Below are 14,777 nucleotides of genomic sequence, written 5' to 3'. Positions count from 1 at the left end.
AGTACGGCGGTCAGGCGGCCGTCGTCAACCTCACCGGCTCGGTCCCGACCGCGCTGTGCCGCTCGGCCCACGTCTCCAGTGCCGTGCGGCACGCGTGGTCGAGGTGGTGCAGCCCGGAGAGGTCCAGCTCGACCGGGCGGTCCTGCGGCAGGGCCTCGAGGCTGTCGAGGATCTTCGGCAGCCTCAGGAAGGTCGCGTTGCCCGACAGGTACGCCTGGACGGGTCCGGCGCCCTTGTCGACGACCTCCAGCCGGACGTGCGAGGCCTCCCAGGCCGTCTTGACGACGGCGAGCGCGAGGCCGATCAGCACGCCCTCGAACATGCTGACCGCGACGATCGACACGGCCGTGGCCACGAGGATCACCGCCTCGCCGCGGTGCTCGCGCCACAGTGCCGCCAGCGCGCGGACCGGCACGAGCTTGGCGCCGGCGTGCACCAGTACGCCCGCGAGGGCCGGCAGGGGTATGTACGCCAGCACGCTCGGCAGCAGGGCCGCGAACAGCAGCAGCCAGACGCCGTGCATCACCCGGGACGCCTTGGTGCGGGCGCCCGCCTGGACGTTGGCCGCGCTGCGCACGATCACCGCGGTCATCGGCAGCGCGCCGAGCACACCGCAGACGGTGTTGCCCGCGCCCTGCGCGACCAGCTCCTTGTCGTACTCTGTGCGCGGCCCGTCGTGCAGCCGGTCCACCGCCGCCGCGCTGAACAGCGACTCGGCGGAGGCGATCAGGGTGAAGGCGACGACCGTGCCCAGCAGGCCGAAGCCCGCCAGCTCCCCGAAGGAATCCAGGGGCGGCGGCTGGATCGAGCCGAGCAGCCCCTGCACCTCCACGGTGGCCACGGGCATCGAGAAGACGACGGCGGCCAGGGTCGCCAGGCCGACCGCCGCGAGCGGGCCGGGGACGGTGCGCACCTTCGCCGGCATCCGCTTCCACAGCACCAGCACCGCGACAGTGCCCGCCCCGAGCCCGAGGGAGGCCAGCGCGCCGGTGTCCCGGAACGCGTCCACGAGCGCCTCCGGCAGCCCGGCTATCTTCGCGAGCCCCGAGTCCGGAGCCTCGGCGCCGACCACCGAGTACAGCTGACCGGCGATCAGCACCAGTCCGATTCCGGCCAGCATGCCCTCGACGACGGAGACCGAGATGGCCCGGAAGTAGCGCCCCAGCCGCAGAAGGCCCATCGTGATCTGCAGCACGCCGGTGGCGAGCACGATCACGCCGAGCGCGGGCAGCCCGAACTCCTGCACCGCCTCGAAGACGAGCACGGTCAGGCCGGCCGCCGGACCGGAGACCTGCAGGCTGCTGCCGCGCATCAGACCGGTGACGATGCCGCCGACGATGCCGGTGACGAGCCCGAGCTCGGCCGGCACGCCGGAGGCCACGGCCACGCCCACGCACAGCGGGAGCGCGACCAGGAAGACGACGAGCGAGGCGGTGAAGTCCTGCCTGAGATGGGGGAACCTCGATATCCCCTGGGTGTTCCGCCGGGTCATCGCGGCGCTCACAGGGCCTCGAAGGAGTCGGTGTCCACGCGGTGTTCGCGCACGGCACCGGTGTGCACCTCGTAGTACCAGCCGCGCACCCGCAGCCGGCCGTCCGCGAGCCGCTTCTCCACGCACGGGTAGGAGCGCAGCCGCAGGATCTGGGCGAGGACGTGGTTCTGCACCGCCCGCATGACGGTCGGGTCGTCGGGATCGGCGGCCGCGGGCTGGTCCGCGGCGTGCGCGAGCCAGTCCCGTACCGCGGGCACTGCTTCGAGGTCGTCGCCGCGCACCAGCGCGCCGACGGCGCCGCAGTGGGAGTGGCCGCAGACGACGACGTCCCGGACGCCGAGCACCTCCACGGCGTACTCGATGGTGGCGGCCTCGCCGGTGGGGAGCTGCGAGACGTACGGGGGGACGATGTTGCCCGCGGTGCGCAGCTCGAAGAGCTCGCCGGGGCGGGCGCCCGTGATCAGGGCGGGAACGACCCGCGAGTCGGAGCAGGTGATGAAGAGGACCTGGGGGGACTGGCCTTCGGCGAGTCTGGCGAACTCCTCAGGGCGCTGTCCGAAGGCACGGGCGTTGTCGATGAGGGGCTGCATGACGTGGTGACTCCTCCTGGCGCGCCGTGGGGGCGCGTCGGACGGGCAGGACAGGTGGGGGAACTGCTGTTCTGCTCTGCACTCTCAGCAGCGGAAGACCTGAAGTGCCGCCGGAGAGTGGCTCGTCGAGGATCTCGACGAGCGGTGGTGGAGCGCGGCCGGCCCGCCGAGAGGGTGGGTGGCCGCGGGATCCGGCGCCGGGACGGCGCGTTCGCGCTCCTGGGGCGCCGAATCGGCCGTCAGGGCGGCGCGGTTGCGGTCGCGGGTGCGGAAGGGGTCGCCGGGCGCCCCGGACCGGTCGCACGTGCGGGACGTGACGGTCTCGTCACGCAGTGACGTGCCGGAGGGTTTGATTCCGGGCTGCGCCTTGGCCTCGGCCTGACGGGCCGTGTGCGCGCGTGCGAAGGAGGACGTGGGTGCGAAGAACGGGAGGGCCAGCAGGACGGCGGCGAGGATCGACACCACGGTCCGGGCCGTCACACCTCGGAACATGCGCCTCCCTCCCCGCAGATCGCACCTCTAGTCCGGACCAACGGTTGGTCAACGGCTGGTCAAGAAACACGTTAACCCTGCAAAGTTGTTTGCAGGGTTAACTCGGCGTTGCGAGATGAAGTGCGCCTCAAAAGCGGGGGTCGAATGGCGCGATCTGGCTCTTGCCCCGGGTGGTGGTGATCGTTCAGGGGTGCTCGACGAGCCGCTGGGCGTCGCGGGCCAGCGCGGTGAGCCGGGAGATCGCCCGGAAGTACTTCTTGCGGTAGCCGCCGTTCAGCATCTCCGCGCTGAACAGCCGGTCGAAGGGGAGCCCGGAGGCCAGGACCGGGACCTCGCGGTCGTAGAGCCGGTCGGCGAGGACGACCAGGCGCAAGGCGGTCGACTGGTCGGGCACCGGCTGCACGTCGGTGAGGCAGACCGCCCGCAGGTCGTCGGTCAGGGCGCCGTAGCGGCTGGGGTGCACCTTGGCGAGGTGCTCCAGCAGGTGCGGGAAGTCGTCGAGGGAGGCTCCCTCGGTGGCGTACGCGGCCTTCGTCACCTGTTCGTCGGAGTACGGCGCCGGCGCCTCGGGCAGGCCGCGGTGGCGGTAGTCCTCCCCGTCGATGCGCAGGGTGCGGAAGTGCGCGGACAGGCCCTGGATCTCGCGCAGGAAGTCGGCCGCCGCGAACCGGCCCTCGCCGAGCTTGCCCGGCAGCGTGTTGGAGGTGGCGGCGAGCGCGACACCCGCGTCGACCAGCTTGCCGAGCAGCGTCGACACGAGGACGGTGTCGCCCGGGTCGTCCAGCTCGAACTCGTCGATGCACAGCAGACGGTGGCCGGACAGGGTCCGGACCGTCTGCTGGAAGCCGAGGGCACCGACCAGGTTGGTCAGCTCCACGAAGGTGCCGAACGCCTTGAGCGCCGGCTCGGCCGGGGTGGCGTGCCACAGGGAGGCGAGCAGGTGGGTCTTGCCGACGCCGTAGCCGCCGTCGAGGTAGACGCCGCGGGGGCCGGCGGGGGCCTTCGGCGCCTTCGCCCTGCCGAGGCCGAAGAGACCCCGTTTGGCGCCGCCGACGGCATGTGCCCCTCCCAGCCCCGCAGCGAAGCCCTCCAGGACCCCGACCGCCTCGGTCTGGCTGGGCTGGTGGGGATCCGGGATGTAGGTGCTGAAGCGGACCGAGTCGAAGCGCGGCGGCGGCACCATCTCGGCGACCAGCCGGTCCGCGGGCACGCGCGGCTCGCGGGCGCAGAGGGAGACGGGGGCCGCGTCGGCTGTCGGGGCGAGGCCGGGGACGGAATGGGAGGACGACACGGTTACCCATGCTAAGCGCCGTGCCAGACTGCGAGGTATGCGACGCCTGTTCCCTGTGACCGACCAGACAGCGGCGACGGCCTCCCCGGGCCCGGGCGGGGGTGAGGAGGGCGGGGCGCCGGAGGCCCGTGAGTGGAGCCTCGACGAGATCGCCGAGGCCTACGCCTATCCGGACACCGGGCCGGGGGAGCCCACGCCCTGGCTGCGGGCCAACATGGTCACCACGCTCGACGGGGCGGCCCAGCACGAGGGGCGCTCCCAGCCCATCTCCAACGCCACCGACATGCGGATCTTCGGCACCCTGCGGGGGCTCGCCGACGTGGTGCTCGTCGGTGCCGAAACGGTACGGCAGGAGGGGTACCGGCCCGCACGCGCGCGTGCGGAGTTCGCCGCGCGGCGGGAGGCGGCCGGACAGGGGCCCGCCCCGGCGATCGCCATCGTCTCCGCGAGCCTGGACCTGGACTTCTCGCTCCCGCTGTTCACCTCGCCGCTGGTCCCCACCCTGATCCTGACCGGCGCCGCGGCCGCCCCCGACCGGGTCGCGACCGCGGAGAAGGCCGGCGCCCGGGTGGTGATCGCCGGTGACGGCACGGGCGTGGACCCCGCGCGGGCCGTACGGGCCCTCGCCGACCTCGGGCACACCCGGCTGCTGACCGAGGGCGGGCCGCGGCTGCTGGGCCAGCTCGTGGCCGACGAGGTGCTGGACGAGCTGTGCCTGACCGTCTCGCCGCTGCTCACCGCGGGGGACGCGCAGCGGATCGCGGGCGGCCCGGTGGTCGCGGTCCCGCACCGCTTCGCACTGGTGTCCCTCCTGGAGGAGGACGGGTTCCTGTACGGGCGCTACAGCAGGGGCTGATGTGACGGAAAAAGACAGGTGTGATCCGCCGTTTCGGGGGCATCCGGGCACAGCGCCCTGAGTCCCGAATGCGGCGGAATATGCCGTTCCGGTTAACTCCGGGTGGGCAGACTAGGACCGCCGACCCCGTGCGAGTGCGGGGGAGGATGGGTTCCGCGGGGCCGGGCACGGCCCACGGAGGACTGAGGGCCGCGGGGGTCCTCGAAGAGAATGGGGCGCCGGTGTTCAACAGTGTTTTGATGATCGAAAAGGCCCTGACGTCCGCCGACGTGGAGTTCGTCACCACCTTGCACGGGGACGAGCCGGTCTCCTTCCACGTGCTGCTCCAGCCGCGCGGCGAACAGGCCGACCGGTTGCTGCGCGCCATCGACGACATCGCCCTCGGCGAGCTCGACGAGGCCGTGCGCGAGGGGGAGACGCCCGAGGGGGACGAGGCGAAGAGCGTGGGCGAGAGAGCGCTGGAGGTGTCCCTCACGGCGTTGCGCAACGCGGGCAGCGCGGCCGAGGGGCGGCTGATCGAGGACCATCCGCTGGACGCGCTCAAGACGGTCGTCGACGAGGTGGGGGCCGACGAGGTGATCGTGCTGACCGATCCGCACTACGTGGAGGAGTTCTTCCACCGGGACTGGGCCTCCCGGGCCCGGCACACGGTGGGGGTGCCGGTCCTGAAACTGTTCTCGCACAGCAAGGCGTGAGGGGGCGCGGCGCGTCGCCGGGTGCGGGACCGTCGGGGCCGGGCGCGCCCACCCGGCGGAGCCGCGCGGGGACGCCGCCCCGCGCCCCTCGGGCATGGCGGCGGGCCTGACCCAATAGGCTGGGGCGGACTCACCCGTCAGCAGCGCACGCTTGGAGAACTCGCATGGCACCCGGCCTCCCTCCCGCCATGGACCGACCGCACTTCATCGGCATCGGTGGGGCCGGAATGTCCGGGATCGCCAAGATCCTGGCCCAGCGCGGGGCCAAGGTGGCCGGCAGCGACGCCAAGGAGTCCGGGACCGCCGAGGCGTTGCGGGCCCTGGGGGCGACCGTGCACATCGGGCACGACGCCGGGCATCTGGCCGACGACGCCAGCTGTGTCGTGGTGTCGTCGGCGATCCGGGCCGACAACCCCGAGCTGGCCCGGGCGGCGGAGCTGGGCATCCCGGTCGTCCACCGCTCGGACGCCCTCGCCCGGCTGATGGACGGACTGCGGCCGATCGCGGTCGCCGGTACGCACGGCAAGACCACCACGACCTCCATGCTGGCGGTGTCGCTGAGCGAGCTCGGCCTGAACCCCTCGTACGCGATCGGCGGCGACCTCGACGCACCCGGCTCCAACGCGCTGCACGGTGACGGCGAGATCTTCGTCGCCGAGGCCGACGAGTCGGACCGCAGCTTCCACAAGTACGCGCCCGAGGTCGCCATCGTCCTCAACGTGGAGCTCGACCACCACGCCAACTACGCCTCCATGGACGAGATCTACGAGTCCTTCGAGACGTTCGCCGGCAAGATCGTGCCCGGCGGCAAGCTGGTGATCTCCGCCGACCACGAGGGCGCGCGCGAGCTGACCCGGCGCGTCGAGGGCGTGCGGGTGGTGACGTACGGCGAGGCCGAGGACGCCGACGTGCGGGTGCTGGCCGTCGAGGCGCAGGGGCTGAAGAGCCTGGTCACCGTGGTTCTGGACGGGCGGGAGCTCACCTTCACGGTCTCCGTGCCCGGCCGCCACTACGCGCACAACGCCGTCGCCGCCCTGGCCGCGGGCGCGGCCCTCGGGATCCCGGCCGACGAACTGGCCCCCGCCCTGGCCGCCTACACCGGTGTCAAGCGACGCCTGCAGCTGAAGGGCGAGCAGGCGGGCGTCCAGGTCGTCGACTCCTACGCGCACCACCCCACGGAGATGACGGCGGACCTGGAGGCCATGCGCGCCGCGGTGGGCGACGCCCGCATCCTGGTCGTCTTCCAGCCACACCTGTTCTCCCGGACGCAGGAGCTGGGCAAGGAGATGGGGCAGTCGCTGGCCCTGGCGGACGCCTCGGTCGTCCTCGACATCTACCCGGCCCGCGAGGACCCGATCCCGGGCGTCACCAGCGAGCTGATCATCGACGCGGCCCGCGCGGCGGGCGCGGAGGTGACGCCGCTGCACGACAAGGACGAGGTGCCCTCGGTCATCGCGGGAATGACCGGGCCCGGCGATCTGGTTCTCACCATGGGCGCGGGCGACGTCACCGACCTCGGCCCGCGGATCCTGGACCGTCTCGCACAGAAGTAACCGAAGTAAGGGGTTGGCCCTCATGTCGTACGACGTCGAAAAGCCCGACGAGCAGTGGCGGACCGAGCTGACCCCGGCCGAGTACGCCGTGCTGCGCCAGGCCGCGACGGAGCCCGCCTTCACCGGTGAGTACACCGACACGAAGACCGAGGGCGTCTACTCCTGCCGGGCCTGCGGCGCGGAACTGTTCACCTCCGACACCAAGTTCGATTCCCACTGCGGCTGGCCGTCCTTCTTCGACCCGAAGGACAGCGACGCGGTGGAGCTGATCGAGGACCGCTCGCACGGAATGGTGCGCACCGAGGTGCGGTGCGCACGGTGCGGCTCGCACCTGGGCCACGTCTTCGAGGGCGAGGGGTACCCCACCCCGACGGACCAGCGGTACTGCATCAACAGCATCTCGCTGCGGCTGACGCCCGACGAGGGCTGACGCCGCGCGCACGGCCCCCCTTCACAGCACCTTCCGCTGCACCAGCGCCGACAGCACCAGCATCCCGGGCAGCAGCGGCAGCCACACGGTCAGGACGCGGTAGCCGATGACCGTGGCGGTGGCCAGGGAGAGGGGGGCGCCGTAACCGGCCAGGGTGAGGATCAGGGCCGCGTCGATCGGGCCCATGCCGCCCGGGGCCGGGACGGCGCCCGCCGCGGTGCTCGCGGCGAGGAACGCGAAGACCAGTTGGGGCCAGGACAGCGGGACGCCGAGCGCCGTGCCGACCGAGGCGACCACGCAGGCCTGGAGCAGCGGGGCCGCGGCCGCCCCGCACCACAGGGGCAGAAACCGGCTCGGGCGTGTGTGCAGGTGGCGCGCGTCGGTGAGGGCCGTACGGACGAAGTTCAGGGCCGGTCGGCGCAGCGGGCGGATCAGGGTCGGCAGGAGGGCCGCCACCGCGGGGACGAGGAGCAGGCCGGCGACGGCCAGCAGCAACGTCCGTCCCTCCGGGAGGATGTCCGCGGGCGGCATGGCGGCCGGCGTGGCCAGCACGAAGACCAGCAGCAACGGTGTCTTCGCCAGGGCTCTGACCAGGGAGTACAGGGCGATCGACGCCGTCGCCCGGGGGAGCGGGACACCCTGGCGCTGCAGGAAGCGGACGGTGACCGCGTGGGCGCCGATGCTCGCGGGCAGCAGGTGGTTCGCCGCGCCGGCGGCGACCTGAGAGGCGAGCAGCAGGCCCTTGGGCAGCCGGTCGGGGATCGCGCCCTGGCGGACGCAGGCGGCGGCGACCCAGCCGAGGCCCGTGAACACGAGCCCGGCCAGCAGCCACCAGGGGTCGGCGGTGGCCAGGCGGGCGGTGCCGTCGCGCACGGCGTGCCAGTCGATCGCCGCCCAGATCCCGAGCAGCAGGAGCGGGCACAGGCTCAGCGCACGGCGGACGGGGGCGGCGAGGGGGCGGCGTTCGGGGGCGGCCGGGGAGGTCCCGGGGTGGCGGTCGTCCGCGTGGGCGTGCGGGGCGGCGGGACCGTCGAGCGGCAGCAGGGACACGGCGCACGTCGTCCTTCCGCGTCACCTCCGCGGCGCGGCGGGGTGACGGATCGGCCCCTGGGCGGGGGAGGGAACGGGGGAGAGGTTCCCCTCCGGTGTGAGGTGCGGTGTCCGGGAGCCGACGGTGTGCGGGCGGAGGGGCGACTGCGGTGCGGTGGGGCTGTGAGAGTTCTGCCCAGACGCCCCGCCGCTCATCCCGCCCGCGCCGGCGCCCCCTCGGCCTCAGGCCGCCTCCGCCACCGCCCCCGACACCTCGCGCAGCAGCCGGTCCGGCTCCGCCCCCCACCGCGAGCTGATCACCAGATCACGCGCCGGATCCACCCACAACAGGTGGGCGCCGCCGCTGCCGCGGGCGCACCGGCCGGTGGCGGGGGCCGTGGGCCAGACCGCGCGGGTGTCGTTGAGCCACCAGGACAGGCCGTACTCCGGCTTCACCCGGCACGGCGTCCACAGCTCCTCGACCCAGCGGGCCGAGATCACCTCCTTGCCGTTCCAGGCGCCGCCGCGCAGGCACAGCTGGCCGATGCGGGCCAGGTCCAGGGCGCTGATCCACAGGCCGCCGCCCCAGTGCGCCCCGCCGGACACCACAGGGAGGCGGACGCCTGCCACCTCCGCGTACGAGGTGTCGTAACCGTGCCAGGACCAGGAGGTGGAGGCTTCGATGGGGGCCATCACGCGTTCGCGGAGCAGCTCGGGCAGCGGGCGGGCGGTCAGCACCGTCAGGGCAAGGGCGGTGAGGTTCACCCGGACGTCGTCGTAGGCCCAGCCCGTGCCGGGCGGGCCGCCGCGGGACCCGGTGCCCTCGCGGGTGCTCCGGACGTCGGCGGAGGTGCGCTTGGACCACAGGGTGCCCACCCACTGGCTCGTCTGGTCCAGCAGGTGCCGCCAGGTGACGGCCCGTCCGTGGGCGCCGGCGAGCTGCGGCAGGTCGACCGAGGCGGACACCGGCTCGTCCAGCCGCAGCAGGCCGTCGTCGTGGGCGATGCCGGCGACCAGCGACAGCACGCTCTTCGTCGCGCTGTACGCCATCTCCACCCGCGTCGGGTCGCCCCACGAGGCGAGGACCGTGCCGCGCCGGACGACGACTCCGCTCGCGCCGCCGCCGTCGAGGAGAGGGCCGATCACGTCACGGTGGGAGGCGTCGGACACCTGGGCGGCCAGGTAGGCCCCCATGTCCTCGATCCCGGGTATGGGGCGCTGCGCCTGCGCCCGCACCGCCCGGGTCAGCGCGTCGGCGTCGACGCCCTTCCAGGGGTCGGCGGCGGTGAAGGCGTTCTCCAGTACATAAGGCACGGACGGGACCGTACCCGCGGCCCGAACGGCTCAAAGGTCCACGGCACGCGGGCACGTCGCGGCGGTCTGGCGGAGTGGCCGTACCGCCGGGTCACGCGACCCCGGCTTCGGCCGGTCACCCGGCGGCGGTCCGGTACCGCCCTGGCGGAGTGGCCGTACCACCGGGCCCGGTTCGCCGGTGCGGTGCCGGTCCGGGGGTGCCTGGTCGGTGCGGCCGAGGCGAGCTCGGGGCCATGCGGCTGCGGCTTCGGTCTCGGCCGGTCACCCGGCCCCGGCCCGGTGCCGCTCTGGGGGAGTGGTCGTACCGTCGGGTCCGTCCACCGGGGCGGTGCCCGCTCGGGGCCCCGATCGGTGCGGCTCGGGCGAACGTCACACCCGCGCTCGCGCTCGCGGCCGGTCACCCGGCCCCGGCCGGCACGCCCTGGCGGAGTGGCCGTACTGCCGGGCTCGGTACCACCGGCGCGATGCCGGTCCGGGTGCGTCTGGTCGGCGGCATCGCGGCGAACTCCGGGCCTCGCGGCCACCGCCTCGGCCTGTGACCCGTTCCGGGCTCGCGGCCTTGGCCGGTCGTCCGTTCCGGGATCGCGGCCGCGGTCGGTCACCCGTCTCCGGCCCGGCCTCGGTCGGTCACCCGCCTCCGGCCCGCGGCCTCGGTCGGTCACCCGTCTCCGGCCCGCGGCCTCGGTCGGTCACCCGCTCCCGTCCCGGGGCAGGGGCAGGGTCAGGGTGAAGATTGTCGGTGCCGGGGTGGCGTCCAGGGCGAGGGTGCCGCCGTGGGCCTCGACCAGGGAGCGGGCCACGGCCAGGCCGAGGCCGCTGCCGCCGCGGTCGCGGCTGCGGGCCTTGTCGACGCGGTAGAAACGGTCGAAGACCCGCTGCCGGTCGCCGGGCGGGATCCCGGGCCCCTCGTCGGCGACGCGCACGGCCGCCGTGTGCGCGGTGACCGACAGCGCGACGGACACCGGGGTGCCGGCCGGGGTGTGGACGGCGGCGTTGGTGAGGAGGTTGTCCACGACCTGCCGGATGCGCTGCGGGTCCGCCCGCAGCCGTACCGACGCCGGACCGGGCGCCACCGTCAGCGGATGGCCGGCGTGGCTCGCGCGGAACGCGTCGGCCGCCTGCTCGACCAGCTCCACCAGGTCCGTGTCCGCCTTCCGCAGCGGCGTCTCGACCTCCGCCGCGTCCAGGCGGGCGAGCAGCAGCAGGTCGTCGAGGAGGAAGCCCATGCGGGCCGCCTCGGCGCGCAGCCGCGCCAGGTGCCTGTCGCGTTCCTCGGGCGCGTTGGCGGCCGCGTACTGGAAGAGGTCGGCGTAGCCGCGGACGGACATCAGGGGGGTGCGGAGCTCGTGCGAGGCGTCCGCCACGAAGCGGCGCAGGCGCTGCTCCGCCTCCGCCCGCACCGCGAGGGACGCGTCGATGTGCTCCAGCATCGTGTTGAACGCGGTGCGCAGCTCCTCGACCTCGGGCCCGCCGCCGCGCCCGTCGTGTCGCACCGGCAGCCGTCCCGAGTCGGTCAGGTCGTGCGAGGTGATGCCGCGTGCGGTGCGCGCCATGTCGCTCAGCGGTTTCAGGCCGCGCCGCAGCATCCCCCGCCCCGACACCACGAGGGCCAGCAGCGCCAGCCCGAAGGCGACGACCTGGACCGTGATCAGCTGACCCACGGTGTCCTCGATGCCGTCCATGGGCGCGGCGCTGACCAGGACCACACCGGGTTCGACCTCGCAGGCGCGCAGCCGGTACTCACCCGCGCCCTTGAGGTGCTCGGTGCGCAGCAGCTCCGTGTGCGCGGTGGTCTGCGCCCGGGCCAGGTCGGTGAAGTCGTCGACGTCCGCGGGCAGGTCGGCGGGGTCCTCCGGCCTGCGGAGATCGGCCGTGCCGTCCGACACGTCGTACACGGCGTAGAACCAGCTGTAGTACTTCTTGCCCGAGAGCGTGCCGTAGTCCGCGATGCTCTTGGACTGGGCGATCTGGGCCTGTGCGAGCTGCGTGTCGAGCTGGGACGACAGGTAGTCCCGCATGTACGTCGTCAGGGCCGTGCCGACGACGGCGAACACCACCAGCGACAGCACCCCGAGACCCAGCGCCAGCCGGGTCCCGAGCCGCATCCCGCGGTACGTCCGCCGCAGCCGCCCGATCACTCGGGCGCCTGCCGGATCACGTACCCGAACCCGCGCACGGTGTGGATCAGCGGCCGGCCCGTCGCGTCCAGCTTGCGGCGCAGCCGGCTGACGACCAGTTCCACGACGTTGGAGCGGCCGCCGAAGCCGTACTCCCACACGTGGTCCAGGATCTGCGCCTTGGTGAGCACGGTCGGTGACTTGCGCATCAGGTAGCGCAGCACCTCGTACTCGGTGGGGGTGAGCGTCAGCAGGCTCTCGCCGCGCCGCACCTCACGGGTGTCCTCGTCCATGGTCAGGTCGCCCACCCGCAGGACCGACCGCTGGAAGGCGGGGCCCGCGCTGCGCCGCAGCACGGTCCGCAGCCGGGCCATCAGCTCCTCCACCGCGAACGGTTTCACCAGGTAGTCGTCACCACCCCGGGTCAGCCCCGCGACCCGGTCGGCCACCCCGTCGCGGGCGGTGAGGAACACCACCGGCACCATCGCCCCGGAGCGGCGCAGCCGGTCCAGCACGCCGAAGCCGTCGACGTCGGGCAGCATCAGGTCGAGCACCACGATGTCCGGCTGGAACTCGGCGGCGCGGCGCAGCGCCTCCTCGCCCGAGTTCGCGGTGACCGCGTCCCAGCCTTCGTAGCGGGCGACCGTCGCCACGAGATCGGCGATCGGCGGGTCGTCGTCCACCACGAGGAGTCGTACTTTTTCCACCCGCTCATAGTGCGGCACGCGCCCCCCGGCGGGAGGGCCCCGGTGCCCTCACGGACACATCGATATGCTCTTGAAAGTTGTACGACAGGATTTCGACAGCTCCGTACGGCCAAGCTCGGTGTCCTGAGGACCCGATCAAGGAGTTTCCGTCCGTGACGACCGTCCAGTCGCCTCCCGTACCCCCCACGGCGATACGTCCCAAAGTAGTGGCCCGCACCGGCCTGTACGCCGTGCTGGCCGCGAACGCGGCCGTCGTGACCCTCTTCGCCGTTCAGGCGGGTTTCGCCTCCAACGCCCTGGTCGTGCTGGGCCGCTTCGCCGGCCTGTACGCCGCCCTGCTGATGGCCTTCCAGCTGCTGCTGGTCGCCCGGCTGCCCTGGCTGGACCGCCGCATCGGCATGGACCGGCTCACCAACTGGCACCGCTGGACCGGCTTCCTCCTGCTGTGGACCCTGGTCGGGCATGTCGTGTTCATCACCCTCGGCTACGCCGAGTCCTCTTCGATGGACCCGGTCAGCCAGCTCGTCGACCTCGCCGAGACCGTCGAGGGCGTCCTCCGCGCGGTCGTCGCGACGGTGATCATCCTGGTCGTCGGCGCCGTCTCCGCCCGCTGGGCCCGCCGCCGGCTCGCCTACGAGACCTGGCACTTCGTCCACCTGTACACGTACGTCGCCGTGGTGCTGGCCTTCACCCACCAGGTCGCCGCCGGCACGACCTTCACCTCCTCGTCCGCCGCGAAGAGCTACTGGTACACCCTGTGGGCCGTCGCCCTCGGCGCGGTGTTCGCCGGCCGGCTGGTGCTGCCGCTGTGGCGGAACCAGCGCCACCGCCTGCGCGTCCAGGCGGTCGTCCCCGAGTCCGACAACGTCGTCTCCGTGTACGTCACCGGCCGTGACCTGGACCGGCTGCCCGCCCGGGCGGGCCAGTTCTTCCTGTGGCGGTTCCTCACCAAGGACCGCTGGTGGCAGGCCAACCCGTTCTCCCTGTCGGCCGCGCCCGACGGTCGCACCCTGCGCCTGACCGCCAAGGCCGCCGGCGACGGCTCGGCCGGCCTGCGCCACATCAAGCCCGGCACCCGCGTCTTCGCCGAGGGCCCCTACGGAGCCTTCACCGCGATGCACCGCACCCGCCCGGAGGCCGTCCTGGTCGCCGGCGGTGTCGGCGTCACCCCCATCCGCGCCCTGCTGGAGGAGCTGCACGGCCACGCGGTCGTCATCTACCGGGTCGGCACGGACCGGGACGCGGTCCTCTACGACGAGCTGCGCGACCTCGCCCACGCCAAGGGCGCCGAGCTGCACCTGGTGACCGGCCCGCCCGTCCCCGACAGGCTGGCCCCGGCCGAGCTGGCCCGGCTGGTCCCGGACATCACCGACCGTGACGTGTTCCTGTGCGGTCCGCCGCCGATGATGAACGCGGTGCTGGGCAGCCTGCGCGCGCTGGGCGTACCCAAACAGCAGATCCACTTCGAGCGCTTCAGCCTGGCGGGATGACGGAGACGAGGAAGACAACGTGAAGCGAGCACTGCCTGTCCTGGTCCTGTCCGTCGCGGGCCTCATCCCGGTCTGGCGCTACGAGCCGTCCACGGGGACGACGACGGAGGCCGCGGCGCCCGCGTCGACGCCGTCCACCTCCTCGACCGGCTCTTCGTCCGGCTCCACCGTCGTCAAGGGCACGGTCGTCTCCACCGACAAGGGGGACGTGCAGGTCGAGGTCACCTTCGACGGCGGCACGATCACCGCGGTGCGGATGCTGAGGCAGCCGGACCACCCGCAGACGACGGCGGCCGTGCCGGAGCTGATCGCGGAGACGCTGGAGGCGCAGAGCGCGGACGTCGACACGGTGTCCGGGGCGACGATCACGAGTGACGGCTACCGGGAGTCCCTCCAGGCCGCCATCGACGAGCAGGCGGCGGCCGCCGCGGCCTCCCCGTCCGCCTCCGCGTCCGCCGCCTCCCAGGTCGTCGCGGGCACCACGGTGAGCACCGAGAAGGGCGACGTGCAGGTCGAGGTCACCTTCGACGGCGGCACGATCACCGCGGTGCGGATGCTGAGGCAGCCGGACCACCCGCAGACGACGGCGGCCGTGCCGGAGCTGATCGCGGAGACGCTGGAGGCGCAGAGCGCGGACGTCGACACGGTGTCCGGGGCGACGATCACGAGTGACGGCTACCGGGAGTCCCTCCAGGCCGCCATCGACGCGACGGCCGCCTGA

Annotated in this window: 14 protein-coding genes; 6 read left to right on the top strand and 8 right to left on the bottom strand. The window is 73.3% G+C overall.

Annotation, left to right across the window (positions count from 1 at the left end):
- Positions 1-10: 10 nt before the first annotated feature.
- From ACIHAR_RS17195 to zapE, 4 genes are all read right to left on the bottom strand, one after another.
- Complete coding sequence (locus tag ACIHAR_RS17195; protein WP_365463232.1) at positions 11-1,492, bottom strand: SulP family inorganic anion transporter; 1,482 nt, start codon at positions 1,490-1,492, stop codon at positions 11-13.
- Positions 1,493-1,500: 8 nt separating this feature from the next.
- Positions 1,501-2,082 (bottom strand): carbonic anhydrase, encoded by a 582-nt coding sequence (locus tag ACIHAR_RS17190; protein WP_400020120.1) that lies wholly within the window; start codon positions 2,080-2,082, stop codon positions 1,501-1,503.
- Between the two features lie 84 nt (positions 2,083-2,166).
- Positions 2,167-2,574, bottom strand: coding sequence for a hypothetical protein (locus tag ACIHAR_RS17185; RefSeq protein ID WP_365463238.1), 408 nt, complete (start codon positions 2,572-2,574; stop codon positions 2,167-2,169).
- Positions 2,575-2,758: 184 nt separating this feature from the next.
- Entirely contained in the window at positions 2,759-3,865 is a 1,107-nt protein-coding gene (gene zapE / locus ACIHAR_RS17180) for a cell division protein ZapE (RefSeq protein ID WP_365463241.1), read from the bottom strand.
- 37 nt (positions 3,866-3,902) lie between these two features.
- Between zapE and ACIHAR_RS17175 the strand changes: the two genes are divergently transcribed.
- The 4 genes from ACIHAR_RS17175 (at position 3,903) to msrB (ending at position 7,399) form a co-directional block, all read left to right on the top strand.
- Complete coding sequence (locus ACIHAR_RS17175; RefSeq protein ID WP_365463244.1) at positions 3,903-4,721, top strand: pyrimidine reductase family protein; 819 nt, start codon at positions 3,903-3,905, stop codon at positions 4,719-4,721.
- A gap of 221 nt (positions 4,722-4,942) precedes the next feature.
- Positions 4,943-5,416 carry an indole-3-glycerol phosphate synthase gene (locus tag ACIHAR_RS17170; protein ID WP_400020117.1) on the top strand — a complete coding sequence of 158 codons (474 nt, stop codon included), beginning with the start codon at positions 4,943-4,945 and terminating at the stop codon, positions 5,414-5,416.
- 164 nt (positions 5,417-5,580) lie between these two features.
- On the top strand, positions 5,581-6,969 hold the full coding sequence (gene murC / locus ACIHAR_RS17165; protein ID WP_400020115.1) for a UDP-N-acetylmuramate--L-alanine ligase: 1,389 nt from the start codon (positions 5,581-5,583) through the stop codon (positions 6,967-6,969).
- A gap of 22 nt (positions 6,970-6,991) precedes the next feature.
- Complete coding sequence (gene msrB / locus ACIHAR_RS17160) at positions 6,992-7,399, top strand: peptide-methionine (R)-S-oxide reductase MsrB (RefSeq protein ID WP_365463253.1); 408 nt, start codon at positions 6,992-6,994, stop codon at positions 7,397-7,399.
- A gap of 21 nt (positions 7,400-7,420) precedes the next feature.
- Here msrB and ACIHAR_RS17155 read toward each other — a convergent pair whose 3' ends face one another.
- The 4 genes from ACIHAR_RS17155 to ACIHAR_RS17140 all read right to left on the bottom strand — a co-directional run bounded on the left by ACIHAR_RS17155 (position 7,421) and on the right by ACIHAR_RS17140 (position 12,566).
- Positions 7,421-8,449 carry a YbhN family protein gene (locus ACIHAR_RS17155; RefSeq protein WP_400020113.1) on the bottom strand — a complete coding sequence of 343 codons (1,029 nt, stop codon included), beginning with the start codon at positions 8,447-8,449 and terminating at the stop codon, positions 7,421-7,423.
- A gap of 222 nt (positions 8,450-8,671) precedes the next feature.
- Positions 8,672-9,742, bottom strand: coding sequence for a serine hydrolase (locus ACIHAR_RS17150; RefSeq protein ID WP_365463259.1), 1,071 nt, complete (start codon positions 9,740-9,742; stop codon positions 8,672-8,674).
- Between the two features lie 689 nt (positions 9,743-10,431).
- A complete protein-coding gene (locus ACIHAR_RS17145; protein WP_400020111.1) occupies positions 10,432-11,880 on the bottom strand; it encodes an ATP-binding protein in 1,449 nt (482 codons plus the stop codon).
- Complete coding sequence (locus ACIHAR_RS17140) at positions 11,877-12,566, bottom strand: response regulator transcription factor (RefSeq protein WP_365463265.1); 690 nt, start codon at positions 12,564-12,566, stop codon at positions 11,877-11,879. The genes ACIHAR_RS17145 and ACIHAR_RS17140 overlap by 4 nt, the downstream gene beginning before the upstream one ends.
- Positions 12,567-12,718: 152 nt before the next feature.
- Here ACIHAR_RS17140 and ACIHAR_RS17135 point away from each other — a divergent pair, with 152 nt between their 5' ends.
- Both ACIHAR_RS17135 and ACIHAR_RS17130 read left to right on the top strand, forming a co-directional pair.
- Complete coding sequence (locus tag ACIHAR_RS17135) at positions 12,719-14,056, top strand: ferric reductase-like transmembrane domain-containing protein (protein ID WP_400020108.1); 1,338 nt, start codon at positions 12,719-12,721, stop codon at positions 14,054-14,056.
- A 19-nt stretch (positions 14,057-14,075) separates the two neighbouring features.
- Positions 14,076-14,777, top strand: coding sequence for an FMN-binding protein (locus ACIHAR_RS17130; protein WP_400020106.1), 702 nt, complete (start codon positions 14,076-14,078; stop codon positions 14,775-14,777).

The organism is Streptomyces sp. NPDC052016, assembly GCF_044548445.1.
Taxonomy (GTDB): domain Bacteria; phylum Actinomycetota; class Actinomycetes; order Streptomycetales; family Streptomycetaceae; genus Streptomyces.
Note: the sequence above shows the minus strand (reverse complement) of the source record. Positions and strands in the feature narration are given on the sequence as shown.